This is a genomic window from Clostridium sp. LS, from assembly GCF_002760435.1.
In the GTDB taxonomy this organism is placed as follows: Bacteria; Bacillota; Clostridia; order Clostridiales; family Clostridiaceae; genus Clostridium.
On record NZ_AUUU01000084.1, the window covers coordinates 1 to 25078 of the forward strand.

Annotated in this window: 26 protein-coding genes and 2 tRNA genes; 24 read left to right on the forward strand and 4 right to left on the reverse strand. The window is 30.0% G+C overall.

Annotated features, from left to right (window positions below; genetic code table 11):
- Positions 1-55: 55 nt before the first annotated feature.
- Positions 56-130: transfer RNA gene (locus COL3_RS18265), tRNA-Cys, on the forward strand.
- A gap of 130 nt (positions 131-260) precedes the next feature.
- On the opposite strand, the gene COL3_RS18270 is transcribed toward COL3_RS18265, so the two are convergent.
- Positions 261-1208 carry a magnesium transporter CorA family protein gene (locus COL3_RS18270; protein ID WP_008426501.1) on the reverse strand — a complete coding sequence of 316 codons (948 nt, stop codon included), beginning with the start codon at positions 1206-1208 and terminating at the stop codon, positions 261-263.
- A gap of 229 nt (positions 1209-1437) precedes the next feature.
- Positions 1438-2598, reverse strand: coding sequence for a metal-dependent amidase/aminoacylase/carboxypeptidase (locus COL3_RS18275; RefSeq protein WP_008426503.1), 1161 nt, complete (start codon positions 2596-2598; stop codon positions 1438-1440).
- 320 nt (positions 2599-2918) lie between these two features.
- Here COL3_RS18275 and COL3_RS18280 point away from each other — a divergent pair, with 320 nt between their 5' ends.
- The 7 genes from COL3_RS18280 to COL3_RS18310 all read left to right on the forward strand — a co-directional run bounded on the left by COL3_RS18280 (position 2919) and on the right by COL3_RS18310 (position 6562).
- Positions 2919-3107 carry a sigma factor G inhibitor Gin gene (locus COL3_RS18280; RefSeq protein WP_008426505.1) on the forward strand — a complete coding sequence of 63 codons (189 nt, stop codon included), beginning with the start codon at positions 2919-2921 and terminating at the stop codon, positions 3105-3107.
- 37 nt (positions 3108-3144) lie between these two features.
- Complete coding sequence (gene tmk / locus COL3_RS18285) at positions 3145-3786, forward strand: dTMP kinase (RefSeq protein WP_008426507.1); 642 nt, start codon at positions 3145-3147, stop codon at positions 3784-3786.
- Positions 3787-3859: 73 nt separating this feature from the next.
- Positions 3860-4192, forward strand: coding sequence for a cyclic-di-AMP receptor (locus COL3_RS18290; protein ID WP_008426509.1), 333 nt, complete (start codon positions 3860-3862; stop codon positions 4190-4192).
- A gap of 19 nt (positions 4193-4211) precedes the next feature.
- Positions 4212-5144, forward strand: a complete 933-nt coding sequence (locus COL3_RS18295) for a DNA polymerase III subunit delta' (protein WP_008426511.1) — start codon at positions 4212-4214, stop codon at positions 5142-5144.
- Positions 5145-5147: 3 nt separating this feature from the next.
- Positions 5148-6053, forward strand: coding sequence for a stage 0 sporulation family protein (locus tag COL3_RS18300; RefSeq protein ID WP_008426514.1), 906 nt, complete (start codon positions 5148-5150; stop codon positions 6051-6053).
- Between the two features lie 11 nt (positions 6054-6064).
- Positions 6065-6268, forward strand: a complete 204-nt coding sequence (locus tag COL3_RS18305; RefSeq protein ID WP_008426516.1) for a copper chaperone — start codon at positions 6065-6067, stop codon at positions 6266-6268.
- A gap of 123 nt (positions 6269-6391) precedes the next feature.
- On the forward strand, positions 6392-6562 hold the full coding sequence (locus COL3_RS18310; RefSeq protein WP_008426524.1) for a 4Fe-4S binding protein: 171 nt from the start codon (positions 6392-6394) through the stop codon (positions 6560-6562).
- 93 nt (positions 6563-6655) lie between these two features.
- Here COL3_RS18310 and COL3_RS18315 read toward each other — a convergent pair whose 3' ends face one another.
- Positions 6656-7300, reverse strand: coding sequence for an MBL fold metallo-hydrolase (locus COL3_RS18315; protein WP_008426527.1), 645 nt, complete (start codon positions 7298-7300; stop codon positions 6656-6658).
- 167 nt (positions 7301-7467) lie between these two features.
- On the opposite strand from COL3_RS18315, the gene COL3_RS18320 reads away from it, so the two are divergent.
- The 5 genes from COL3_RS18320 (at position 7468) to trxB (ending at position 13073) form a co-directional block, all read left to right on the forward strand.
- On the forward strand, positions 7468-7923 hold the full coding sequence (locus COL3_RS18320) for a CtsR family transcriptional regulator (RefSeq protein ID WP_008426529.1): 456 nt from the start codon (positions 7468-7470) through the stop codon (positions 7921-7923).
- Positions 7924-7938: 15 nt separating this feature from the next.
- The gene (locus COL3_RS18325; RefSeq protein ID WP_008426531.1) at positions 7939-8517 is read left to right on the forward strand and encodes a UvrB/UvrC motif-containing protein; all 579 of its coding nucleotides are present in this window, start codon (positions 7939-7941) and stop codon (positions 8515-8517) included.
- Complete coding sequence (locus COL3_RS18330) at positions 8510-9523, forward strand: protein arginine kinase (RefSeq protein ID WP_008426534.1); 1014 nt, start codon at positions 8510-8512, stop codon at positions 9521-9523. The genes COL3_RS18325 and COL3_RS18330 overlap by 8 nt, the downstream gene beginning before the upstream one ends.
- 25 nt (positions 9524-9548) lie before the next feature.
- Positions 9549-12020: an ATP-dependent Clp protease ATP-binding subunit gene (locus COL3_RS18335; protein ID WP_008426536.1), complete on the forward strand. Its 2472-nt coding sequence runs from the start codon at positions 9549-9551 to the stop codon at positions 12018-12020.
- 120 nt (positions 12021-12140) lie between these two features.
- Positions 12141-13073, forward strand: coding sequence for a thioredoxin-disulfide reductase (gene trxB / locus COL3_RS18340; RefSeq protein ID WP_008426538.1), 933 nt, complete (start codon positions 12141-12143; stop codon positions 13071-13073).
- 95 nt (positions 13074-13168) lie between these two features.
- On the opposite strand, the gene COL3_RS18345 is transcribed toward trxB, so the two are convergent.
- A complete protein-coding gene (locus COL3_RS18345; protein WP_008426540.1) occupies positions 13169-13396 on the reverse strand; it encodes a glutaredoxin family protein in 228 nt (75 codons plus the stop codon).
- Between the two features lie 533 nt (positions 13397-13929).
- On the opposite strand from COL3_RS18345, the gene radA reads away from it, so the two are divergent.
- The 11 genes from radA to COL3_RS18400 all read left to right on the forward strand — a co-directional run bounded on the left by radA (position 13930) and on the right by COL3_RS18400 (position 24976).
- The gene (gene radA, locus COL3_RS18350) at positions 13930-15306 is read left to right on the forward strand and encodes a DNA repair protein RadA (RefSeq protein ID WP_008426542.1); all 1377 of its coding nucleotides are present in this window, start codon (positions 13930-13932) and stop codon (positions 15304-15306) included.
- A 271-nt stretch (positions 15307-15577) separates the two neighbouring features.
- Positions 15578-16642 (forward strand): DNA integrity scanning diadenylate cyclase DisA, encoded by a 1065-nt coding sequence (gene disA / locus COL3_RS18355; protein WP_008426544.1) that lies wholly within the window; start codon positions 15578-15580, stop codon positions 16640-16642.
- A 247-nt stretch (positions 16643-16889) separates the two neighbouring features.
- Positions 16890-17990, forward strand: a complete 1101-nt coding sequence (locus COL3_RS18360) for a PIN/TRAM domain-containing protein (RefSeq protein ID WP_008426547.1) — start codon at positions 16890-16892, stop codon at positions 17988-17990.
- Between the two features lie 20 nt (positions 17991-18010).
- Positions 18011-18685, forward strand: a complete 675-nt coding sequence (ispD, locus tag COL3_RS18365) for a 2-C-methyl-D-erythritol 4-phosphate cytidylyltransferase (RefSeq protein WP_008426549.1) — start codon at positions 18011-18013, stop codon at positions 18683-18685.
- Between the two features lie 433 nt (positions 18686-19118).
- A complete protein-coding gene (locus tag COL3_RS18370; RefSeq protein ID WP_008426551.1) occupies positions 19119-20831 on the forward strand; it encodes a proline--tRNA ligase in 1713 nt (570 codons plus the stop codon).
- Positions 20832-20848: 17 nt separating this feature from the next.
- Positions 20849-22249, forward strand: coding sequence for a cysteine--tRNA ligase (gene cysS, locus COL3_RS18375; RefSeq protein ID WP_008426553.1), 1401 nt, complete (start codon positions 20849-20851; stop codon positions 22247-22249).
- A gap of 52 nt (positions 22250-22301) precedes the next feature.
- The gene (locus COL3_RS18380; protein WP_008426555.1) at positions 22302-22715 is read left to right on the forward strand and encodes a ribonuclease III domain-containing protein; all 414 of its coding nucleotides are present in this window, start codon (positions 22302-22304) and stop codon (positions 22713-22715) included.
- 29 nt (positions 22716-22744) lie between these two features.
- Complete coding sequence (gene rlmB / locus COL3_RS18385) at positions 22745-23590, forward strand: 23S rRNA (guanosine(2251)-2'-O)-methyltransferase RlmB (protein ID WP_008426556.1); 846 nt, start codon at positions 22745-22747, stop codon at positions 23588-23590.
- Between the two features lie 13 nt (positions 23591-23603).
- Positions 23604-24116 (forward strand): NYN domain-containing protein, encoded by a 513-nt coding sequence (locus COL3_RS18390; RefSeq protein WP_008426559.1) that lies wholly within the window; start codon positions 23604-23606, stop codon positions 24114-24116.
- Between the two features lie 59 nt (positions 24117-24175).
- Positions 24176-24823, forward strand: coding sequence for an RNA polymerase sporulation sigma factor SigH (gene sigH, locus COL3_RS18395; RefSeq protein ID WP_008426561.1), 648 nt, complete (start codon positions 24176-24178; stop codon positions 24821-24823).
- Positions 24824-24900: 77 nt separating this feature from the next.
- Positions 24901-24976: transfer RNA gene (locus COL3_RS18400), tRNA-Thr, on the forward strand.
- Positions 24977-25078 lie beyond the last annotated feature (102 nt).

Below are 25078 nucleotides of genomic sequence, written 5' to 3' on the forward strand. Positions count from 1 at the left end.
AGAGGACTGAAAATCCTCGTGTCACTGGTTCGATTCCAGTTCGAGCCACCATAATGGCGCTATAGCCAAGTGGTAAGGCAGAGGTCTGCAAAACCTTTATTCCCCAGTTCAAATCTGGGTGGCGCCTCCAAAAAAGCCTTGAAATGTATATTTCAAGGCTTTTTTTTGTTGTATAACTTAAAAATTTAGTAATTAATAACGATATAAGAATACAGAAATTAAATATTAAAAAATTAGAGATATTATATAAAAAAGATATGTTATCTAAACATATCTTTTTTATATAATATAAATGCGACGAAACTACAAACTGCTAATGTTAGTCCCATAACTATTAAAAATGCATTAGGATCCTCTGGAGATAATGGTAAAGCTATATTCATTCCAAATATTCCACCTACAATAGTAGGTATAGCCATAAGTATTGTAACTGAAGCAAGAATTTTCATTACTATATTTAAATTATTAGATATTACCGAAGCAAAAAAGTCCATTGTACTAGCTAGTATATTGCTATAAATTTCAGTCATTTCTATAGCTTGTTTATTTTCAATTATTACATCTTCTAAGACATCTTTGTCTTCTTCGTACTTTTGCATTAATTCTAATTTTAACATTTTTTCTAAGGTAATTTCGTTAGCTTTTAGCGATGTAGAGAAATACACAAGAGATTTTTCTAAAGAATGCAGTTGAATAAGTTCTCTATTTTTCATTGATTTATGAAGTCTTTTTTCAATCATTAAGCTTTTTTTATCAATTTGTCTTAAATATAGTAAATAATATGTTGAGATCCTATTTAAGATTTGCAGTGTAAATCTTGATTTCTTGAAAGTAAAAAATGATTTGATTTTATCATTGGCGAAATCTGTTAATATTTTGCTGTTTTTTAAACACACGGTAATTAATTGCTTTTCAGTATGTATTATTGACAATGGATATGTATCATAAGTTAACGAATTGTCCTCCATTTCAGTAAATGGAATATCTACTATTATTAACAGTGAATCATCTTCAATATCAATACGTGAAGTTTCTTCATCATCCAAAGATGCTTTTAAAAATTCAAGAGACACTCCAGTTTTTTTTGATATTAATATTAATTCCTCCTCAGATGGAGCAACTATGTTTATCCAGCATCCATTTTCTATTGTATCAATTGATTTTAAAGCAGGGTTGGATTCACTTTCACTTTTATATATTTGAATCAATTTAGGCACCTCCAAAAAAGTCTAACTAAGTAATATTATACTATTATGAGGTCGTTTGTAAACATAGATGATTTTAGGAGTAGGTAAATTTTTTGTTCAGCTTTACTTCAAATTTTTTGCGAATTTAGCCAGAAATAATCATTAATAATATTAGTTTATTATCTTTTTTATAAATAAAAATAAAAGTCTATAAAGAAATTTTCCTTATAGACTTTTAAATAATAGATTTTTATTTTTTTTGTTTATCAAAAAATTCAGATCTAACTTCATCAAGTAAAGATTTATTTTGAATTAAATCTATAGCAGTTGATGAGAGTGCTGCAGCTGTAATATTACATTGTTTTAATGCGAAAGGAGACAGTGTCGCTTTTGCAAAATCCTGACTTCCGTATTTAATAGAATTATCATCTATTATAGAGATATATGGATGTATGCAAGGAACTTTGTGACTTACATCTCCCATACTTAACCCAGCATATATATCCTTTGGAGGGCAAATATTTATTATACCATTTTCTTTTAGGTTATGACTAAAGAGTCTATTTAATGTACGATTTGTTATTAGCTCCTTGCTTGGAGGTTCATATAAGAAAAATTTATTAGGTATCTCAATTAATTTAGTTACATAATTGGCGATTTTTTTAATTTTATCATAAGCATAATCTGCGTCTTTGGTATTAGAAGCACGTATGCAGAATTTAATCTCTGAATCAGATGGTAATAATAATGTAGTATACCCACCATTTGAGATTACTGAATTTATTTCTAAGTTGTCTGGAAATCCCTTTTTTATAGAATTTAGAATATTAAAGGTTAATAAAACAGCATCCAAAGAATTATAGGAATTCTTGTTTAAAAAAGATAGTTTACGTTCACTTTCAAATTTAATGCCTAATGGAATAATTGCAGAAGATGATCCACTTTCACAAGTTGAGGTATCAGGATGAGCTAACATTACTACATCTATATCATCAAATACACCTTGCTTAACCATTGTTGCTTTAGTTCCTCCTAGATATTCACCAGGGCATCCTATTAAGATTACAGAACCTTCGAGCTCATCAATGATATTTCCTAAAGCAAGAGTAGCTGCAACTGAAATAGCGGTAACCATATTATGTCCTGTAATATGGCCCTCATCGTTTACGGCATCATATTCACATAAATAACATATCTTAGGGTGGCCTGTTCCTTTTATAGCTATGAAGGAATTTTCTATATTTAAGAAGTTTTTTTTGACCTCAAAATTATACTTATGTAGTAGGTCGCAAATATATTTTGAGGATTTTGCTTCTTTATAGCTTTCTTCAGGGTTTTCGTATAAATAAGTACACAAGTCTCGAATATCATCATTACAAGTAGATAGAAATGAAATAATTTTATGTTTCATAAATTTTATTTCTTACTTTTAAAACCTCAGAAACAAATAGCTATATCTTGTATATAGTACATGTTTTGCTTTGTTTTACAGTAAGTTCTCCTTTCCTATATGAATTTTTATTGTTAACATATTAATAGCTAGTTTAAAATACCGAAATTATAAATACTTCAAATTATAGAATAATAAGTTTACTTTTTATATATTATTGTTACCAATGATTAAAAAAATATATAGTTTAAAATAAATTAATATAACCATTATCAATTGTATTAAAATCAATGAATATGGCAATAATTCCATAAGGGTTAAAAAATTAAGGGGGAATATTTATGGAAAATTTAAATAAATCATGTTTTATGTGTGGAGCAGTTGATAGTGATGGTATAATATTAAATGGGGAAAAGATTTGCAGAGCATGTGAAGAAAAAATTGTAAAGGCAAATGTAAATGATTCAGATTATGATGTCTATAAAGATGCAGTTAAGATAATTTTATTTAACGAACATGCTAAAAGGTGAATTATTTTTTACACATTTTTTAAGGTAGGGGTTTACAATGGAAAAAGGTTTATTTATAGTTTTTGAAGGTGGAGAAGGTTCTGGAAAAACAACAGCAATTGATGCAATATATAATTGGATTACAGATAACAACTTTAACTGTATAAAAACTAGGGAACCCGGTGGAATTAAAATATCGGAACAAATAAGACAAGTTATCTTAAGCAAAGAAAACAATTCAATGGATCCAAGAACTGAGGCATTGCTTTATGCGGCAGCAAGAAGGCAGCATCTCGTGGAAAAAGTAATACCTGCACTAAATGAGGGGAAAATTGTTCTTTGTGACAGATTTATATACTCTTCGCTAGCATACCAGGGTTATGCAAGAGGCTTAGGTATTGAAGAAGTTATGAGTATAAATAAATTCGCCGTTGGAGAATATATGCCTGATATTTCAATATTATTTGATCTTGATCCTAAGATTGGATTAGAAAGAATTAATAATAGTGATTGTAGGGAGATTAATAGACTAGATTTAGAAAAGTTAGATTTTCATGAGCGAGTAAGGGTAGGCTATAATATTGTATATGAGGAAAATAAAGATAAAATTATAAGAATAGATGCAAGTAAATCAAAAGAAAACGTAATTGAGGAAATAAAAAATATATTGAAACCTAAAATATGGACAAATATAAATTAACAAATAAATAAGATTTTATTTAATTTGTGGTAAAATAATAATTAGTAAATTATTATTTTTAAGGGTGGTAATTATGAAGTTAGTAATTGCAATTGTTCAAGATGAGGATTCAATAGATGTTATAGAAGCATTAACAGAAGAAAATTACAGGGTTACAAAATTAGCAACTACAGGAGGGTTCCTTAAATCGGGTAATACTACATTAATGGTAGGAATAGAAGAAGATAGGGTTCAAGCTGTTATAGAAGTAATTAAATCAATATGTAAAAAGAGAAAGGAAACATTGGTTACACCGACTACTTTAGGAGGAAGTGAAGGTGGATATATGCAGCAATATCCTGTACAAATTAATGTAGGAGGAGCTACAATTTTTGTACTTGACGTAGACCAATTTGTAAAAATATGATACCAAGGAGAGGGAAGCATTGAGAAAAATTATTGGGCATAAAAATATTATTCACAGTATAGATAATAGAAAATTAAATGACTCATTTTCTCATGCGAACTTAATAGTTGGAAATGATGGAATTGGAAAGAGTTTAATAGCTAAATATATTTCTAATAATATTATTAAAGAAAAAGGTGATGTAGAAAGTGTTGATATTGTAAAATATCACCCTTCTTCTAACTCCTTTGGAGTTGATGATGTGAGAAATATAATAAATGAAGTAAATAAGAAACCTTACGAAGGGGATAAAAAGGTATTAATATTATATGGGTGTGATAAATTAACAGCCCAAGCTCAAAATGCATTACTTAAAACTATTGAAGAGCCTCCCAAGGGAGTATTCTTAATATTACTGAGTGATTCTTTAGAAATAATTTTAGATACTATAAAATCTAGATGTCAAATATATAAATTAACCCCATTAAGCAAAGACGAAATTTTAGAATATATTGATTATAAATATACTGATTTAGCTTTAGAGGATAAGAAGTCTGCAATAGCATATAGTGCAGGTGTGCCAGGAAAAGTAGATAAATTTTTAAATGATGAAAGTTTAAAAAAGTTAAGAGATATATGTATTGAACTAATGGAAGATATTATAAAAAGGGAGCAAGGAATTGTTTTAAAGTATGAAGAGTTGTTGAAAAACTCAAAAGATGATAAGTTTGAGCTACTAAGTATACTTCTATCATATATAAGAGATATTATGCTTTTTAAAGAGCTTAATAATACTGAATTTATTGTAAATTTTGATAAGATATATAAAATAAAGGATATATCTAGAGGATTATCTTATAAAAAGTTAAATATTATGTTAGAATACATAGAAGAAGCCAGAATAAATTTTAATAGTAATACAAACTATTCAATGACTGTAAGTGTTTTACTTATGGGATTTGCGGAGGTATAATTAATGATAAATGTTATAGGAGTAAGATTCAAAAAGGCAGGAAAAATATATTATTTTAGTCCAGCTGAATTGCCTGTTAAAAAAGGGGATTATGTAATAGTCGAAACAGCTAGAGGAGTGGAATTTGGCGAATGTGTTATTGGAATCAAAGAAATTACAGAAGAGGATATAGTTTCACCATTAAAAAATGTTATTAGGATAGCTGATGAAAATGATATTAATAGGCATAAAGAAAATAAAGATAAAGAAAAAGAAGCCTTAAATATATGTTTAGAGAAAATTCAAGAGCATCACTTAGATATGAAATTAATAGATGTAGAATATACATTTGATAATCATAAAGTTATATTCTATTTTACAGCAGATGGTAGAGTAGATTTTAGAGAATTAGTTAAAGATCTGGCTACTATATTTAAAACTAGAATAGAGTTAAGGCAGATTGGTGTACGTGATGAGGCTAAAATGGTTGGAGGACTTGGACCATGTGGAAGGTCTATGTGCTGCTCTACATTTCTTGGAGACTTTGCATCAGTATCTATAAAGATGGCAAAAGAACAAAATTTGTCATTAAATCCTACTAAAATATCTGGGATATGTGGAAGATTGATGTGCTGTTTAAATTATGAGCAAACTACATATGAGAATATAAGAAAAAAACTTCCTAAAGTTGGCTCCATCGTTAAAACCGAAGCAGGAAATGGAGAAGTTATTGGTAATTCTATAGTTAAGGAAATCGTCAAAGTTAAGGTTAGGAGAGGAGACGAAGAGGTAGTTGAAGAATTTAAAATAACTGATGTAGAACTTGTTTCAGGTAAATACGAAGATACAATAGATGAAAATAATATTAAATTAATTGTTGAATCAGAGGAAGATAAGAAGTTGATAAAAGATCTTATTAATGAGGAGTAGGAGGACTTTCTATGAAATCTGTTATTAAGATTTGTAATATGGAATCTCAAAAAGATGTTAAGGTAATCCAAGAAACAGTTGTCAGCAATTATGGTGTAATAGCTACTGAAATATCTCTAGTTAAAAAAGAAATAATAGTAATATACAATGAGACTTTTTTAAATATTGGAGAGATTGTAAATTCAATAGAAGATTTAGGTTATATAGTAATTTGATTTCCAATATTAAGTTAGTTGTTAAAAAATAAGTCGTCTAAAGCACAAAAGACTTTAAAAACATTAGAATACATGATAAAATGTAAGAGGTTAATTACCACAATTTATTAGGAGGTGTTCTAGATGGCATTTGTTATTAATGATTCATGTGTTAGTTGTGGAGCATGCGCTGGAGAATGTCCAGTTAGTGCTATAACTCAAGGAGATACTCAATTCGTTATTGATGCAGATACTTGCATTGATTGTGGAAACTGTGCTAATGTTTGTCCAGTAGGAGCTCCAAATCAAGAGTAATAAAAAGAGAGATCGTCTTTAGACGGTCTTTTTTTATTGCAAAGATATAAATTATTTTGTAAAAATTCAATGCTAATTAAAGAGGTAATATTCTTAGTTGTAAGGTGGCGTTAGTAATATACAATTATATTCAGAATTTAAATCTAACTTTGAAATATCTAATACATTAGAATCTAGTTTCTTTACAGATCTTACTGAGATAATAAAATCTTTAGGATCATCTAGATTCAATGAAGTGTTGTTAGTTTTATAATGCATAGGAATTATATATTTTGGTAAAATGATTTTGCAAAGTTTAGCAGCTTCAGAGCCATTTAATGTAAAGTGACCTCCTATGGGGACAAATAGAATATCAATGTTTTTTAACCTTTCTAAAGTAAATAGACTAGGAATGTGACCCAAGCCTCCTAAGTGGCAAAGCGAGTATTTATTGTCTTTAAATATATAAATAATATTTGGACCTCTTCTTAGGCCATTAAATTTATCATGAAATGAATTCAAGCCTTCAATTCTTAAAAAATCCATATCAAAATTTCCAGCTTCATTAATAACTTTAGTCGTACTATTGATATCGTTTATGTATGAACTATCGAAAGAACTGTGACTAGAAGTTATCAAATCGCATTTAGGAAAATTATTATCATACCCCAGACTATTATCAAATGGATCCATTAAAATTCGCTTTCCTACGGATGTTTTTATAAGAAAACAAGAATGTCCATACCAAGTTATTTGCATGAAAAGCCTCCACAAACTATATTTAATATATATTATTGACATATAAATTAGAAATAATCATAAATTTATATTGATACTTTAAAAAATAAGAGAAATATAGTATAATAATATAAAGTCAAAGTAAGTCAAAAACAAATATTTTAATAAAGGTTTAAGCAGGTGATGTTATGGCAAGACTTTCAGATATAATAGAGGCTTTTATAAAACAAATGTTTAATGAAAATGCAAACAATGTAGTTTTTATACAAAGGAATGAATTAGCAGATCAATTTAGGTGTGCGCCATCCCAAATTAATTATGTACTAACAACCAGGTTTACTTATGAAAGAGGATACTTAATTGAAAGTAAAAGAGGCGGAGGCGGCCACATAGCAATCAAGCAATTAGAATATGATGATACTAATAAAAGAGAAGAATTAATAAATCAAAGTATAGGAGATACGATAACATATCATAATGCAAATGCCTTACTCAACCATTTATTTGAGTCGGGTGTGATTGAAGAAAGAGAATGTGAAATAATGAAAATAGCAATAAATGATAGAAGCCTAACTTCAGCAGATAATAAAAATAAATTAAGGGCTGATATTTTAAAAGCAATGATTATGGTAATTTTATCTTAAAAGGTGGGGATATAAATGTTGTGTGAAAAATGTAGAAAAAATGAGGCTAAAATAAATTTAATTACAGTAATGAATGGGCAAAAGCATGAAATTTGGTTATGTGAAAATTGTGCAAAGGATATAGCGAATATCCCATTTTTAAACTCAATTACGCAAAATACAAGTGTCCCATTTCAAGGGATGTTAACCGAAATACTATCTAACATTGATGGTAATAAAAGCAGTACAGACAATGATAAGATAAAAGAACTAATATGTTCTAATTGTGGATTAACCTATAATGAATTTAAAAGAACTGGCAAGTTAGGCTGTTCTTGTTGTTACAAAGATTTTAAAGTTGTACTTGAACCAAGGATAAAGAGTTTGCAGGCTGGAACCAAACATGTTGGTAAGATTCCTAAAATAAAAGGAAAGGAATTAGTCCAAAGACGTAAGCTTAAAGACTTAAAAGAGGAAATGCAAAAATTAATAGTGGCCGAGGAATATGAAAGAGCGGCAATTGTAAGAGATGAAATCAAGAAGTTAGAGTTATATATATTAGAAAAAAGTACCAATCAATCAGTAAATATCAAGGGGGAAAATTGCAATGAATAGCTGGATTCATAAAGATGAAGAAAGTGGAATAGTATTAAGCAGTAAAATATTGTTGTCTAGAAATTTTAGCGATTTACCTTTCCCTAATAAATTAAATTATATAAAAGGTAGAGATAATGGGAAAAATATATATAATGCACTTAAGGATGAGCTGATTAATGAGGAAATTGCATTCTATGAGATTTGGAATACAAAAGAGGAATTTAGTAAACAATATTTAGAAAGAGATTTAATAAGTGAAGAACTTTTGAAAAATTCTGATAAGGGATCTTTTATTGTAAACAAAGAGGAAACTCTTAGTGTTATGATAAATGCTAAAGATCACATTAATGTTCAATATATTAGTCAAGGATTAAATTTAGAGGAAACATTTGAAAACGCAATGAACATTGATGATAAAATTGAGAAAAACTTTGACTATGCATTTGATGAGACACTAGGATATTTAACAACATCGCCAGAAAATATAGGAACAGGCTTAAAAGCATCAGTGATTTTACATTTACCGGCACTGACAATGAGTGAAGAAATTAAAAATATTTCAAAAAATATTAGTAAGATGGGGGCGACTGTAAAAGGAATATATTTAGATGGTACAAAAGTTTATGGAAATTTGTACAGGGTAAGCAATAAGATATCACTAGGTTTATCAGAAGAAAATATTATTAGCAAATTAAAGGAGGCAATTTTTAATATAATAGCAGAAGAGAATAAATTTAGAGAAATACTGCTTAATAAATGTAGATATGAATTAGAGGATAAAGTGCATAGGGCATATGGAATATTAAAATGTGCAATTCTTTTAGATTCTAAAGAGACTATTGAACTATTGTCAAATGTTAGGTTAGGATCAGAATTGTCAATTATAAATGTTGATAAAAATAAGCTAGATAAATTATTTATACTTACGCGTAATTCATCACTTCAAAATCATTTAGGAAGAGTTTTAGATGATAAAGAAAGTAAGTATGAAAGAGCAAAACTAGTTAAGGAAACATTGACATGAGGAAACGATAGGAGGGTTAAAAATCATGGAATATAATAAATTAACAGAAAGGGCACAAGTAGTAATTCTAGAAGCTGAAAATGAATCTGAAAAGTTTAAGCATGGATATGTTGGAACAGAGCACATGTTACTTGGGATTTTAAAGGAAGATGGATATTCAGCTAAACTTTTAAAAAAATATGGAGTTGACAGTGAGAAGATTAGAACAATGATACAAAGATATCTAGGATATGGTGATATTAAAAGAACAGATGATAATATACTATTAACTCCTAGAACTAAGCGCTTAGTTGATGAAAGTTTTGCGGCAGCTAAGAAATTAAATCATAAATATGTTAGTCCTGAACATATTTTATTAGCGTTACTTAATCAGGAAGAAGGAATGGCTTATACTATTTTAAAGAGCCTAAATATAAATTTTACAATTATCAGCGAGGAGTTGCTTGTATTTTTATCTGGGACTTATGAGGATAAAGTAAGTGATAAGAATATTGCAGAGAGTAAAAAAGCAAATACTCCAATGCTTGATAAGTATGGTAGAGATTTAACGGCTTTATCTAGCGAAGGAACATTAGATCCTGTGATTGGGAGAGATAGTGAGACTCAAAGGTTATTGGAAATTCTTTGCAGAAGAATTAAGAATAATCCATGTTTAATTGGTGAACCAGGTGTTGGTAAAACTGCTGTAGTTGAGGGATTAGCTCAACGTATAGTTGAAGGAAATATCCCGGAAATATTAAAAAATAAAAGAGTAGTTTCTTTAGATTTGACATCAATGATTGCAGGTGCAAAATATAGAGGAGAATTTGAAGAAAGACTAAAGAAGACAATGGAGGAAATTATTAAAGATAAAAATATTATTATTTTTATTGATGAAATTCATACTATAATAGGAGCTGGTGGAGCGGAAGGCGCTATCGATGCATCAAACATATTAAAACCGGCATTGGCTAGAGGTGAAATCCAATGTATAGGAGCTACCACTATTGATGAATATAGAAAATATATAGAAAAGGACTCTGCATTGGAAAGAAGATTTCAACCTGTAACTGTTGGTGAACCTACAAAAGAGGAAACTCTAGAAATTTTAAAAGGTTTAAGAGATAAATATGAAGCTCATCATAGAGTAGAAATTACAGATGAGGCACTGGAGGCGGCCGTAAACTTATCGGATAGGTATATAACAGATAGATTTATGCCTGATAAGGCTATTGATTTAATAGATGAAGGAGCTGCAAAAGTAAGAATACAAAATTTAACAGCACCGCCGGATTTAAAAGACCTAGAAGAGAAAATCGAAAATATAGGCAAGGAAAAAGAAGAGGCAATTAGAGTTCAAGACTTTGAAAGGGCAGCAAACCTAAGAGATAAAGAAAGAAACTTAAAAGATAAATTAAGTAGCATGAAGGATAACTGGGATACTCAAAACTCAATAAAGTTATTAGTTGTAAATGCAGAAAAAATAGCTAGCGTAGTATCATCATGGACAAAGATTCCAATAGAAAAATTAACTGAATCTGAAAGTGAAAGGTTATTAAATCTTGAAAACATATTGCATAAAAGGGTTGTAGGTCAAAATGAAGCTGTAAAATCTATTGCTAGAGCTGTAAGGAGAGCAAGGGTTGGAATAAAAGATCCCAATAGACCAATTGGTAGTTTCATATTTTTAGGGCCAACAGGAGTTGGAAAAACAGAGCTTTCTAAAGCTCTTGCCGAAGCTATGTTTGGTGATGAAAATAGTATTATAAGAATTGATATGTCAGAGTATATGGAAAGCCATTCTGTGTCTAGATTAATTGGTTCGCCTCCAGGATATGTAGGTCATGAAGAAGGCGGCCAGCTTACAGAGGCAGTTAGAAGAAAGCCATATTCCATAGTTCTTTTAGATGAGATTGAAAAAGCTAACCCAGAGGTATTTAATATATTGCTTCAAATTATGGAAGATGGAAGACTTACAGATGGTAAGGGTAAAGTTGTAAACTTTAAGAATACTATAATTATAATGACATCAAATGTAGGTGCTCATCAAATTAAAAAGCAAAAAAGTATAGGGTTTAATACAGGCAGTTCTGGTGATGAAACTGAATATGAAAAAATGAAAGAGAACATATTAGGGGAATTAAAACAAAAATTTAGGCCAGAATTTTTAAATAGAATTGATGATACTATAGTATTCCATAAATTAAGTGATGAAGATTTAAATCAAATTGTAGATTTAATGCTAGCTTCAATAAGAAAGAGGCTTGAAGATAGAGAAATTTATTTGAATTTTGGAGATGATAGTAAGAAATTTTTACTAAGTAAAGGCATAGATCTTGATTATGGAGCAAGGCCTCTAAGGAGACTTATTATTAAAGAAGTAGAAGATCGATTAAGTGAAGAAATTTTACAAGGAAATATCCGTATTGGAGACAAGGTGAAAGTAAGTGAATTAGAAAATAAACTTGTTTTTAAGCGATTAGTTGAAGAAAGTAATTTAGAAATGAATAAAAACTAATTTATAGATATGGGCTGTTTCAAGAATATAAATTGCATGTTATTGAAATAGCCCATTCTACTAAATAAAGCATATATTGAAGTTAATTATAAAATGTATTAAAAATAGGAGAAAACAGATATGGGTAAGGAGAAGAAAGAATTAGATTTAATAATAATTGGAGGGGGTCCAGCAGGACTTGCAGCAGCTATGTATGCTGGAAGAGCTAAATTAAATTTATTGCTATTGGAAAATGAGATTGTAGGGGGCCAAGTTAGGAATAGTTATACCATAGAAAATTACCCTGGATTTAAAAGTATAGAAGGCGGAGATTTAGCTGATATATTTCAAGAGCAGGCAAGGGAACTTGGAGCTGTAATTGATGAATTTGATCCTATTCAAAGTATAGATATTACAAATGATAACAAAATAATTGAAACTGAGTCATATATATATGAACCTAAAGCTATAATAATTGCTACAGGGGCAGCGCCTAGAAAATTGCCTATTCCACAAGAAAGCGAATTTGCAGGAAGAGGAATTCATTATTGTGCTATTTGTGATGGAGCCATTTATCAAGATAAAAAAATAGCTGTTGTAGGTGGAGGAAATTCAGCATTGGAAGAATCAATATTCTTAACCAGATTTGCTGAAAAGGTATATCTAATAAGAAGGTATGATTATTTTAAAGGAGAACAGGCGTTAATAGAGGAGGTCTTCAATCATCCTAAAATTGAAGTACTACTAAATGAAGATTTGGTGGCAGCTAGAGGAAATGAGTTCTTAGAGTCAATTGACATTAAAAATACTAAGACTCAAGAAATTAGGAATCTAGAAGTAAATGCTGTTTTTGGATGTATTGGAACTGAACCAAGGACTGAGAAATTCAAAGATTACTTAAAATTAGATGAGCAAGGATATATAATAGCTGATGAAGATATGCAAACAAATATTGAAGGTGTTTATGCAGCAGGTGATGTAAGGAAAAAGAAATATAGACAGATAACAACAGCTGTTGCAGATGGTACAATTGCATTATTAGCTGCTGAAAAATATATATTAAAAAGAAAATAGTTTTTTGACTTAGATATTTTAAGCTTCAATATTAATTTTACTAAAATGTTATGCATATACAAAAATAATAAAAGGGCGAAATTTCGCCCTCTTAATTATTTACCTAACGCTTTTAAAATAGCAGGTTTATCAAAGCCTATAATAATATTATTATTAATATCTAATACTGGAACACCCATTTGATTAGATTTTTTTATCATTTCTTCTCTAGCTTTCATGTCATCTTGAACATTAAGTTCCTCAAATTCGAGATTTTCTGATTTTAGGTAATTTTTTACCTTAACACACCAAGGACAAGTATTAGTAGTATATACTCTTATCATGAATACGCCTCCTTAATTAATAATTATTATTTTATAATAATATTATAATATAGAAAAAATATACCAGCAATATATTTTATAAAAATAGATTTATTTCATAAATTATTGTCTTTCAAATCGCAATTTCATATAAGCTTAATTAACTACGTTGTAAGGCTAAATGTTTAATCGCTCAATTAAGTTATAATACTCAGCATATGTTCTCTTAGTTATTTAGGTGAATTGATAGAATAATTAGCATCTATTTTATATTTTGTTACTGGTAGTGTACTATACATAGTTTTTGTAGTAGCGGAGTAAATATGCCTAAAATTTAAGAAAAAATAATTTAGATTGCGGTGGAGAATATTATTAAGTTAATTTGGACTTGTTATTTTCTTTCATGTGTCTAAATAAGTTTTTAGTTAGTTCAGTATGTTATAATAAAGTTAATATTTAATCAAAGGAAAATTAAAAATATCACTTAGGTTTCAGTATGGATTAATATAAATCGTTTGAAGTAATATAAACCATAAAGGTAGAAAGGAACATTCATGAAAAAGAAAACATTATTCAGGTGCTCAAGTTGCGGTTTTGAAAGCATTAAATGGCTAGGAAAATGTCCTACATGCAATAGTTGGAATACATTAGAGGAAGTTACAATTGAATTAAAAAGCATGGAGGCAAGGGCGAGACAAACATCTAAAAAACCTATAAAAAAACTATTTGAAGTTGTATCAAATAAAAGCGATAGAATAATTACGGGGATAAATGAATTTGATAGAGTAATGGGAGGAGGAATTGTAAAAGACTCGATTTCGATAATAACGGCTAGGCCAGGGGCAGGAAAGTCAACATTACTTCTTCAAATTTCAGATGCTGTAGCACAAAAAGGATATAAAGTAATCTATGCATCTGGAGAAGAGAGTGACAGCCAAATAAAAAATAGAGCGGATAGGATACTTAAAAATATTCATAAGGATATTTGGGTATTACAGGAAACAAGCCTTGATAATGTTTTAGACGCAGCTGAAGAAATAAATCCGGATTTATTAATTATAGATAGTATTCAAACATTTACTATGGAAGCTTCATTACCAGCTAGAGCAGGGTCTCCGACACAGACTATGGAATGTGCTAATGCGTTACTTAAAATTGCTAAAAACGAAAATAGGCCAAGGGCAGTTATTATAGTAGGGCAAATGACTAAAAATGATGAACTGGCTGGATTAAGAGCGCTAGAACATTTAGTAGACACGGTACTTATTATAGAAGATGATAATGATGAAGAATTACGCGTTCTTGTAAGTTCTAAGAATAGATTTGGTGGTATTGAGAATGGATTTTTTCAAATGTGTGAAAGAGGCATAATTTCAATAGATAATCCATCTGAATTCTTTATGACAAAGCGAGAAGAAGGCGAGATTATATCTGGAAGTGCACTAACTGTAATTAAGGAAGGGACTAGGGCAATCATAACAGAGATAGAGAGTTTAGTATCTAAAAGTTTTACGCCTTATCCAACACGTATAGGTGAAACATTGGGCAAGGATAAGCTAAATACATTAATATCAATACTGGAGCAGCGTGGAGGAATTAACCTCTACGATAAAAATGTAATAATTAAGACTACTGGAGGTATGAAAATAAGAGAGCAGGGAATTAATTTGGCTGTAATAATGAGCATTGTATCCTCTGTAAAACAACAAGGCATAGAATCCAATATTGCATTTATAGGAGATGTTGGGCTAACTGGTGAACTTAAAAAAGTGCCATCACTGGAAAGCAGGGTTAAAGAACTTGAGCGAATGGGCTTTAAAAAAGTATATGTCCCTAAAGATTCATTTATTAGTGAAAACAAATTAAAAAGAATTGAGATAATTGAATTAAAATCTTTAATAGATGTAATAAAACACGTGTATAATTATTAAAATATTGCATATACCAAAAATTAGATTTAAATAAATTTTGAATATGATGTATGAACAATTTTCTACAAAGAAATATACTATAACTTAAATTTTACAAATATTATTGAGAGATTATAGTTATTATAGTATTATAGTTTTATAGTTAGATTTTAAAATTTGGATTTTAAGGAATTAATTCTTAAGTATTTATATAAAAGGTGTATATTAAAATACGCAATGGATTTATTACAAATAATAATGAATTAAGATTTTTAGGAAAATGGGTGAGTGTATGAGAATAGAAAAGGGAATAGGAATAAAGAATGTCTTAAAGATAATGTGCCCAGGCACTCAACTAAGGGAAGGTCTTGAAAATATATTAAGAGCTAAAACAGGGGGATTATTAGTAATCGGTGATGATGAAGAAGTTATGAAACTTGTAGATGGCGGGTTTTATATTAATTCAGAATATACGCCATCCTATGCATACGAGTTAGCCAAAATGGATGGAGCCATAGTAATAACTGGTGATTTAAAAAGGATTGTTTGTGCGAATGCTCAATTAATTCCAGATTCATCTATTCCAACCTATGAAACAGGAACTAGACATAGAACAGCACATAGAGTAGCAAAGCAAACTAACAATGTAGTAATTGCAATTTCTCAGAGGAGAAACATAATAACTATGTATAAAGGTGATATAAAGTATGTTTTAAGAGAGAGTAGTGTAATTCTAGGAAAAGCTAATCAGGCATTACAGACATTAGAAAAGTATGTGTCAGTGCTTGAACGTGTTATTAATAATTTAAACTTATTAGAATTTCAAGACTTAACAACGCTTTTTGATGTGGTTACTGCAATTCAAAGAACAGAAATGGTAATGAGAATAGTAGAAGAAATTAATATGTATATATTAGAACTTGGAAACGAAGGACGATTAATATCTATGCAGCTTAATGAACTGGTTAAGCATATAGAAAGAGATGGAATTTTGTTAATTAGAGATTATTGTGGAGACGGATTACAATATAATGAAGTATATGAGCATATTCAAAGGTTGAATTCATCAGAGTTATTAGATTTGGATGCAATTTCTAGAGCACTAGGACATGGCGGAATTTCGCTTATGGATACATTAATATCACCGAAGGGGTATAGAGTATTAAGTAAAGTGCCTAGAATACCATCGAATGTTATTGATAATCTTATAAAAGAATTCAAGGAGCTAAGTAATATATTAGATGCAGATATAGGCGACTTAGATAATGTTGATGGGATAGGCGAAGCAAGGGCTACAGCTATTAAAGATGGATTAAAACGGATAAAAGAGCAAGTATCATTAAAAAAAGAAATTTAACAATAAAGAAACTGTCTTAAAATAAAATCTAGTTAAAATGCAAGTGATTCTTATATTTTAATTAATGATTAGTACATTTTGAGTCAGTCTTTTTATTATATATACACAAAATTATTAAATAAACTTAATAATTTATTCATTTTAGATAAAGTTATTGTATGTTATAATTAAATGTAATGCAGAGAAAATATTAAAAATATGATTAAAATAACACAAGGCTGTAAATAATTAGAAGGAGGTGAAGTATGTGTTAAAAAAAATATTAAGGGGAATTTTTTCTGTAATTGGGTTGATAATAGGGTATTTTATATCTGATATTTTGCTTACAATCCCTCAAATTTCCGGTTTGACGTACCTTTCAACGACTATAACAAGGATTGCGTTTTTTATTGTTGTATCTTTAATTTTCGGACTTATATTATATATTATTTCTCCCCTCATATATAAGGGCATTTCTAATTTAATTGAATATATTGAAAAAAGTATGCAAAAAATGAGTATAACAGAAATAATTTATGGAACCATAGGGGCGATTATTACATTAATTCTTATGACATTTATAGCAAAGCCAATAAATGATATAAGTGTAATAGGACCAATTTTATTAATATTGTTAAATATATTAGCGGCTATAATCGGTGCAGAAATAATGATAAAGAAGAAAGAAGATATAACTGCTCTTCTAGTGAATATTAAGAGACCTGCAATAAGAGAAAAGAAAGTTAAGGAAACGGTCAAAGAATCTACCGCCGGAATTCCAAAGGTATTAGATACATCAGTTATAATTGATGGAAGGATATTTGATATTTGTGAAACTGGCTTTATTGAAGGACCTTTAGTAATACCTAATTTTGTATTGGATGAGTTAAGACATATCTCGGATTCTTCTGATTCCTTAAAGAGGAACAGAGGAAGAAGGGGCTTGGATATTTTAAATAAAATACAGAAGGAATTATCAATAGAAACGCAGATTGTAGACGATGATTTTCCTAAAATTGCAGAAGTTGATGCGAAACTGTTAAAGTTAGCTCAAAAAATGGAAGGAAAGGTTATAACCAATGATTATAATCTAAACAAAGTGGCTGAGTTCCAAGGAGTGCCAGTGCTTAATATAAATGAACTATCAAATGCTATAAAGCCGGTTGTATTACCTGGTGAAGAAATGATAATAGATATAGTAAAGGACGGAAAGGAATCAAGTCAAGGTGTAGCTTATTTAGAAGATGGAACTATGATAGTTGTAGAAGGTGGAAGAAAGTATATAGGACAAACAACAGATGTTATAGTTACATCAGTTCTTCAGACGGCAGCAGGAAGAATGATTTTTGCAAAGCCAAAAGATAATTAAAAATAAGGAGATTTTTCTGTATGGTTAGTGCAATAGTATTAGCTGGAGGCAGAGGTAAGAGGATGGGTTATGCTCAAAGTAAACAATATATTGATTTGAGTGGCAAGCCCATTCTTTATTACACTTTAAAACAGTTTATAAAAAATGATCAAATAGATAAACTTATTTTAGTAGTGCCTGAAGATGAGAAAGAATATTGTAAAAGTCAGGTACTGGATAAGTATGAATTAAGAGTTGATGGATTAGTCGCAGGTGGAAATGAAAGGCAAGATTCTGTATATAATGCCTTAGTTGAGGTAAAAAGTTCTGATATAGTATTAATTCATGATGCATCTAGGCCGTTTGTATCTCAAAAAATTATAAGCGATGCAATTAAATATGCTAGAATTTATAAGGCGGCAGCTCCAGGAGTTATGCCAAAAGATACTATAAAGGTTAAGGGTGATGATAATTTCTCTGTAGAAACATTAATAAGAAGTAATCTTGTAGCAATTCAGACGCCACAGGCTTTTAATTTTGATCTGATATATGAATCACATAAAGAGATTAAAAAAAGAGGTATAGTGGTTACTGACGATACTAGTGTAGTTGAGTATTTAGGAAATAAAGTCTATATTTATGAAGGTGATTACACAAATATTAAAATAACAACGCCTGAAGATTTAGCTTTAGCTAAATATTTAGTGAAAAAATAGTACAATTACAGTATATTGACATGTGAAATTCGAGAAGTTATAATAGACTAAAATAAAATTAAGATTTTAAAACGATGATGAAGAATAGTAGAAGTCGCCCATTAAGAGAAAAAGTCCCTAGGCTGAAAGACTTTTAAATAGACTTTGAACCAGCTTTTGAGTATAGGTAAAAACTATCGGTTTAATACCGTTATCATTACTAGAGAACAAATTTAGGTGGTACCGCGAGACAAGTTCGCCCTAATGCATATATTAGGCGAACTTTTTTTGTTTTATAAAATTAAATAAGTCATTAAGTTGTTCGGTTTTTATGAAATGAATACTTAATAACATCAATTTGCAACCATATATAAGGTGCTATAACAGATTTTATTCTGTTTTATTTAAATAGTCTGGATATAATATAAGCAAGATTAATAGGAGGAAGTACAAAATGAAGATGTCTAATATGTTAATATCAACTTTAAGAGAAGTACCAGCAGAAGCAGAGATTGATAGTCATAAGCTTATGTTAAGAGCTGGAATGATAAAGAAAATGGCGGCAGGAATATATAATTACATGCCACTTGGGTTGAAAGTATTAAAAAAAGTAGAAGATATAATTAGAGAAGAAATGAATGCAGCGGGAGCTCAAGAATTTTTAGCCTCAGCTATTATTCCAGCAGAGTTATGGCAGGAATCAGGTAGATGGGATGCATACGGTGCAGAAATGTTTAGACTTAAGGATAGAGGAGAAAGAGATTTTTGCTTAGGACCAACTCATGAGGAAGTATTTACTGATATAGCTAGAAATGAAATTAAATCATATAAGCAATTACCTCTTAATCTATATCAAATTCAGACTAAGTATAGAGATGAGCGAAGACCAAGATTTGGAGTAATGAGATCAAGAGAGTTCATAATGAAAGATGCTTATAGTTTTGATAAGGATCAAGAAGGTTTGGATTTAGCATATGATAAAATGCATGATGCTTATGTTAAAATATTTAATAGATGTGGATTAGATGCTAAATGTGTTGCCGCTGATTCAGGAGCTATTGGCGGATCAAATTCAGCGGAATTTATGGTTAAATCAGAAGTTGGAGAAGATGACGTAGTATTTTGCAGTAAATGCGATTATGCAGCTAATATTGAAAAAGCAACATCTCCAGCAGAAAAAGAAGAGAAGCAAGAATTTAAAGAAATAAATAAAGTAGAGACACCTAATGTAAAAACTATCGAAGAACTAGTTAAATTCTTTAATACCAATGAAAAGAAGTTTGCTAAAACAATCTTATTTAATGCAGACGGAAAAATAGTGGCGGTTATGGTAAGAGGTGATAGGGAAATTAATGAAGTTAAGATAAGTAATGCGATTGGAGAGGTTACTAATTTAGAACTTGCTAGTAATGAAGATGTTAGATTGTCAACTGGGGCAGAAGTTGGATTCGCAGGACCAGTGGGAATAAAAGTTGATATGTTATTAGTAGATGAAGAAGTAGCTAATATGTATAACTTTATTGTTGGAGCAAATGAAACTGGATATCATCTTGAGAATATAAATTACGGAAGAGATTTTGAAGGTGTAGTTGGAGATTTTAGAAATGTAACTGAAGGAGAAAGCTGTCCAGTTTGTGGTGGTAAGATCACTATTGCAAGAGGAACAGAAGTTGGGCATATATTTAAGCTAGGAATTAAATATTCACAAGCTATGAATGCTAACTTTATTGATGAAGATGGGAAAGAAAAACCATTTATAATGGGATGTTATGGAATTGGAGTTACAAGAACAATGGCATCTATAATTGAACAGCATCATGATGAGAATGGTATAATATGGCCTTTATCTGTTGCACCATATCATGTTTCAGTAATACCAGTAAATGTTAAGGATGAAGGACAATCTAAAGTTGCGAATGAACTTTATGAAAAGTTGTTAAATATGGGCATAGAAGTTCTTTTAGATGATAGAAATGAAAGGGCTGGAGTAAAATTTAAGGATTCAGAGTTAATGGGAATACCTATGAGGGTGACTGTAGGAAAAAAGATTAATGATGGAGAAGTTGAATTTAAGCTTAGAGATGGTGAAATGGAAGTTATCAAAATAGATGATGTTTGTAATATAATAAAAGGTGAGTTTGAAAAAAATAATATGAAACTAAAATAACTTTAGGAGGTAAATTAATGAGGGTATATAATACTTTAACAAGGCAGAAAGAAGAGTTTATCCCTATTATCCCAGGCGAAGTTAAAATGTATGTTTGTGGGCCGACTGTTTATAATTTCTTTCATATAGGTAATGGAAGAACATTTATTGTTTTTGATACAATCAGAAGGTATTTAGAATACAGAGGATATAAAGTTACGTTTATTCAAAACTTTACTGATATAGATGATAAAATGATCAATAAGGCTAATGATGAAGGAGTATCTGTAAAGGAACTTGGTGACAAATATATAAAAGAATACTATCAAGATGCAGATGCACTTAGGATAGAAAGGGCCACTATAAATCCGCGGGCAACAGAATATATTACAGATATAATAAAATTTGTTGAAGAGTTAATTGCCGCCGGGTTTGCTTATGAAGTGGATGGTGATGTTTACTACAGCACAAAAAAATTTAGCGGCTATGGAAAATTAGTAGGTCAGAATTTAGAGGACCTACAAGCAGGTGCAAGAATATCTGTTGATGAACGAAAAAAGGATCCTATGGATTTTGCTGTTTGGAAAGCTCAAAAACCAGGTGAGCCTGCCTGGGAAAGTCCTTGGGGACTTGGAAGGCCTGGATGGCATATAGAGTGTTCATGCATGGCAAAAAAATTATTAGGTGATACAATAGATATTCATGCTGGTGGTATGGATTTGAAATTTCCACATCATGAAAATGAGATAGCGCAGAGTGAGGCAGTAACAGGTAAGCCTTTTGCGCATTATTGGATACATTCAGCATTTGTTAATGTGGATAATAAGAAAATGTCAAAATCATTGAATAACTTTTTTACAGCAAGAGAAATTCTTGAAGAATATGACGCAGATTCAATAAGATTTCTAATGCTGTCTGGTCATTATAGAATTCAAATAAACTTTACTAAAGAACTTTTAGATTCTGCGAAATCATCAATAGAGAGATTATACAATTGCATAAATAACCTTGAAAATCTAAAAGATGAAGTTAAGAAAAAAGCAATAGATGAGGAAGAATTGAAATACTTAAAGTCTTTGGATAAGTATAGAGATAGATTTATTGAAAAGATGGATGATGACTTTAATACTGCAGATGCAATTTCTGTGTTATTTGATTTAACTAGAGATATTAACAATAATGTTGATATAAATTCTTCTGCTGAATTATGCGACAAAGCAAATGAACTAATAAGGGAATTAGGAAAACCACTTGGTATTCTTCAAAGTCATATGAAAAAAGATCTTGAAACTGAAATTCAGGAGCTTATCGAAAAGAGACAACAAGCAAGAAAAAATAAAGATTTCGCTTTAGCAGACAAAATCAGAGATGATTTAAAGAGTAGAAATATAATTTTAGAAGATACACCTCAAGGGGTAAGATGGAAAAAGATTGATTAAGTATAAGGAAGGGTTGCAAATTTGCAACCCTTATTTAAAAGGAGAAATATAAATGCTGGATGACTTAAGAATGAGGGAATTTTCAAAAGATGAAGCTAGATTGTTAAATCCGCTCCAATTAGCATTAATAGGAGATGGGGTGTTTGAAGTTTTTGTTAGAAACTATATATTAACAGAAAATACAGCATTGTCAGCAAATAAAATTCATGTTAAGGCAATTGGTTATGTTAAAGCAAAAAGCCAAGCACTTGTAATGCATGAGATAGAAGAATTTTTAGATGAAGAAGAAGATGCTGTTTATAAAAGAGGCAGGAACACTAAATCTGCTACAGTCCCTAAAAATGCGGATGTAAGAGATTATAGGATGGCAACTGGTTTTGAAGCGCTAATAGGATATTTATATTTAATAGGAAATAAGGAAAGACTAAATTTTATATTTAATAAATGTATTGAAATAATAAAATAAATTTAATAAGCTACAAAGGAGGGTATATAATGCAAGAAAAATCAAAACAATTTAATCCGAAAGAAAAAACGTCTAGAACAGAAAAAAAAGATAATCAGTTTAAAGTTAAAAATAAAAGAGAAGAAAGTGAATTTCAAGAAAGAGAAGATATAGTTATTGGAAGAAATGCAGTGATTGAGGCATTAAAAGGAGATAGAACAATTGAAACCTTATATATATCCAATAACAAATTAGAAGGTTCAATAAATGCAATAGTTAGTTTAGCAAAAGAAAAAAGAGTTCTAATAAAGGAAGTAGATAGAAGAAAACTTGATTCAATGTGCAATGGAGAAACACATCAGGGAGTAATAGCAAAGGTAACTCCATTTAAGTATTCAGAGGTATCAGAAATATTGGCCTTAGCAGAAGAAAGGAAAGAACACCCATTTATAGTTATACTAGATGAAATCGAAGATCCACATAATTTAGGATCTATAGCAAGAACAGCAGAATTATTTGGAGTTCATGGAATCATAATTCCAAGGAGAAGAAGTGCTTCTGTTAGTATGACAGTATACAAATCCTCAGCCGGAGCTATTGAACATGTAAAAATAGCTAAAGTAACGAATTTAAACTCAACAATAGATGAATTAAAACAAATGGGTATTTGGGTCTATGGAACTGATATTAGAGCTGAAGAGTATAGTTATCAAACTGATTTTAGCGGACCATGTGCAATTATAATCGGAAATGAAGGAAAGGGAATTTCAAAATTAACAGTGCAAAAGTGTGATAAGCTAATAAAAATACCGATGGTAGGAAAGATTAACTCTTTAAATGCTTCAGTAGCTGGTGGTATAATTATGTATGAAGTTTTAAAGGGACGATTAAAATAGGAAGAGGTATATCGTGAAAACTATTTTTGTGGATGGTTATAATGTAATAAACAGTTGGCCAGATTTAAAACAAAAAAAAGAATCTAGCTTTGAGGATGCAAGACAAACTTTAATAGACAAGTTACATAATTATGGAGTATTTAAAGCTTGTAAAATAATATTGGTATTTGATGCGCATAAAGTTATAGGAAGCCTTGAAAAAAAAGAGGAAATTAACAAAAATATTTCTGTCATATTCACAAAAGACGGGGAAACTGCAGATAGTTATATTGAAAAAAAAGTCAATGCATTGGGAAGAAAGCATGAAATAGTTGTTGTAACATCAGATAATTTAGAACAGCAGACTGTTTTTCAGAGAGGTGCAGTTAGAATGTCGTCATTGGAATTTTATAATGAGATGCTAAAGGTAGAGAAATCTATAAAGATTAGAGCTAATAGAAATCAAAGCATACATAAAAACAGTATAAGCGATAATATAGATGATAAGATAGCTAAATTGCTAGAAGAAATTAGAAGAAGCAAGTAATTTCAGTTGACGAACCTATTTTTACTGGGTTATAATTGTTTAAATGAGTTGTCAGTTTAATGCAGAAGAGAGTTGAGAATAAGCAATTGAAGGGTTTTTTAGATTTTAAAGATAAATCAGACGAAGAAATCGTTGCGCAAGCTAAGAATGGAAGTAATAGAGCGCAAGAATATTTAATTTCAAAATACGAAAACTTTGTAAAATCAAAAGCTAAATCATACTTTTTGATTGGGGCGGACAAGGAAGATATTTATCAAGAAGGAATGATAGGGTTATATAAAGCCATTAGAGATTTTAATTCAGAAAAATCAACATCATTTAAAGCCTTTGCGGAAATATGTGTAATTAGGCAAATTATAACTGCAATAAAAACAGCTACAAGACAAAAGCATATTCCATTAAATACTTATATATCACTAAACAAACCAATATATGAAGAAGAGTCTGAACGAACTCTTTTAGATGTGCTAGCTGGGTTAAAGATTTCAGACCCAGAAGAATTAATGATAAGTAAAGAACAAATGGACTATATTGAAGAAAAAATTTCTAAAGTATTATCAGGCTTAGAGTTAGAAGTTCTTACTTCATACCTAGATGGTAAAACTTATCAAGAGATTGCGAGTGATTTAGAAAGACATTCAAAGTCTATTGACAATGCATTACAAAGAGTGAAAAGAAAATTAGAAAAATGCTTAGATTTAAAGTGAGAAATTATATTGACAAATAAAAAAAATGATAGTAAACTTTATAATTGGTATATCAAAGAACATAATAATTTTTGAACGCTCACATAGCTCAGTCGGTAGAGCGTCACCTTGGTAAGGTGGAGGTCGTCGGTTCAATCCCGATTGTGAGCTCCAATTAGTAAAAATACAAAACACTAGGCCAAGTTTATTACAAGATAATAGGGAGGAAAATTATAATGGCAAAAGCAAAGTATGAAAGAAGTAAGCCACACGTTA

Bases quoted from the DNA above. Each gene is read 5' to 3' on its own strand.
- COL3_RS18275 (WP_008426503.1), bottom strand. From the start codon at position 2,598: ATGAAACATAAAATTATTTCATTTCTATCTACTTGTAATGATGATATT.
- COL3_RS18280 (WP_008426505.1), top strand. From the start codon at position 2,919: ATGGAAAATTTAAATAAATCATGTTTTATGTGTGGAGCAGTTGATAGT.
- tmk (WP_008426507.1), top strand. From the start codon at position 3,145: ATGGAAAAAGGTTTATTTATAGTTTTTGAAGGTGGAGAAGGTTCTGGA.
- COL3_RS18290 (WP_008426509.1), top strand. From the start codon at position 3,860: ATGAAGTTAGTAATTGCAATTGTTCAAGATGAGGATTCAATAGATGTT.
- COL3_RS18300 (WP_008426514.1), top strand. From the start codon at position 5,148: ATGATAAATGTTATAGGAGTAAGATTCAAAAAGGCAGGAAAAATATAT.
- COL3_RS18305 (WP_008426516.1), top strand. From the start codon at position 6,065: ATGAAATCTGTTATTAAGATTTGTAATATGGAATCTCAAAAAGATGTT.
- COL3_RS18310 (WP_008426524.1), top strand. From the start codon at position 6,392: ATGGCATTTGTTATTAATGATTCATGTGTTAGTTGTGGAGCATGCGCT.
- COL3_RS18315 (WP_008426527.1), bottom strand. From the start codon at position 7,300: ATGCAAATAACTTGGTATGGACATTCTTGTTTTCTTATAAAAACATCC.
- COL3_RS18320 (WP_008426529.1), top strand. From the start codon at position 7,468: ATGGCAAGACTTTCAGATATAATAGAGGCTTTTATAAAACAAATGTTT.
- COL3_RS18325 (WP_008426531.1), top strand. From the start codon at position 7,939: ATGTTGTGTGAAAAATGTAGAAAAAATGAGGCTAAAATAAATTTAATT.
- COL3_RS18330 (WP_008426534.1), top strand. From the start codon at position 8,510: ATGAATAGCTGGATTCATAAAGATGAAGAAAGTGGAATAGTATTAAGC.
- COL3_RS18335 (WP_008426536.1), top strand. From the start codon at position 9,549: ATGGAATATAATAAATTAACAGAAAGGGCACAAGTAGTAATTCTAGAA.
- trxB (WP_008426538.1), top strand. From the start codon at position 12,141: ATGGGTAAGGAGAAGAAAGAATTAGATTTAATAATAATTGGAGGGGGT.
- COL3_RS18345 (WP_008426540.1), bottom strand. From the start codon at position 13,396: ATGATAAGAGTATATACTACTAATACTTGTCCTTGGTGTGTTAAGGTA.
- radA (WP_008426542.1), top strand. From the start codon at position 13,930: ATGAAAAAGAAAACATTATTCAGGTGCTCAAGTTGCGGTTTTGAAAGC.
- disA (WP_008426544.1), top strand. From the start codon at position 15,578: ATGAGAATAGAAAAGGGAATAGGAATAAAGAATGTCTTAAAGATAATG.
- ispD (WP_008426549.1), top strand. From the start codon at position 18,011: ATGGTTAGTGCAATAGTATTAGCTGGAGGCAGAGGTAAGAGGATGGGT.
- COL3_RS18370 (WP_008426551.1), top strand. From the start codon at position 19,119: ATGAAGATGTCTAATATGTTAATATCAACTTTAAGAGAAGTACCAGCA.
- cysS (WP_008426553.1), top strand. From the start codon at position 20,849: ATGAGGGTATATAATACTTTAACAAGGCAGAAAGAAGAGTTTATCCCT.
- COL3_RS18380 (WP_008426555.1), top strand. From the start codon at position 22,302: ATGCTGGATGACTTAAGAATGAGGGAATTTTCAAAAGATGAAGCTAGA.
- rlmB (WP_008426556.1), top strand. From the start codon at position 22,745: ATGCAAGAAAAATCAAAACAATTTAATCCGAAAGAAAAAACGTCTAGA.
- sigH (WP_008426561.1), top strand. From the start codon at position 24,176: ATGCAGAAGAGAGTTGAGAATAAGCAATTGAAGGGTTTTTTAGATTTT.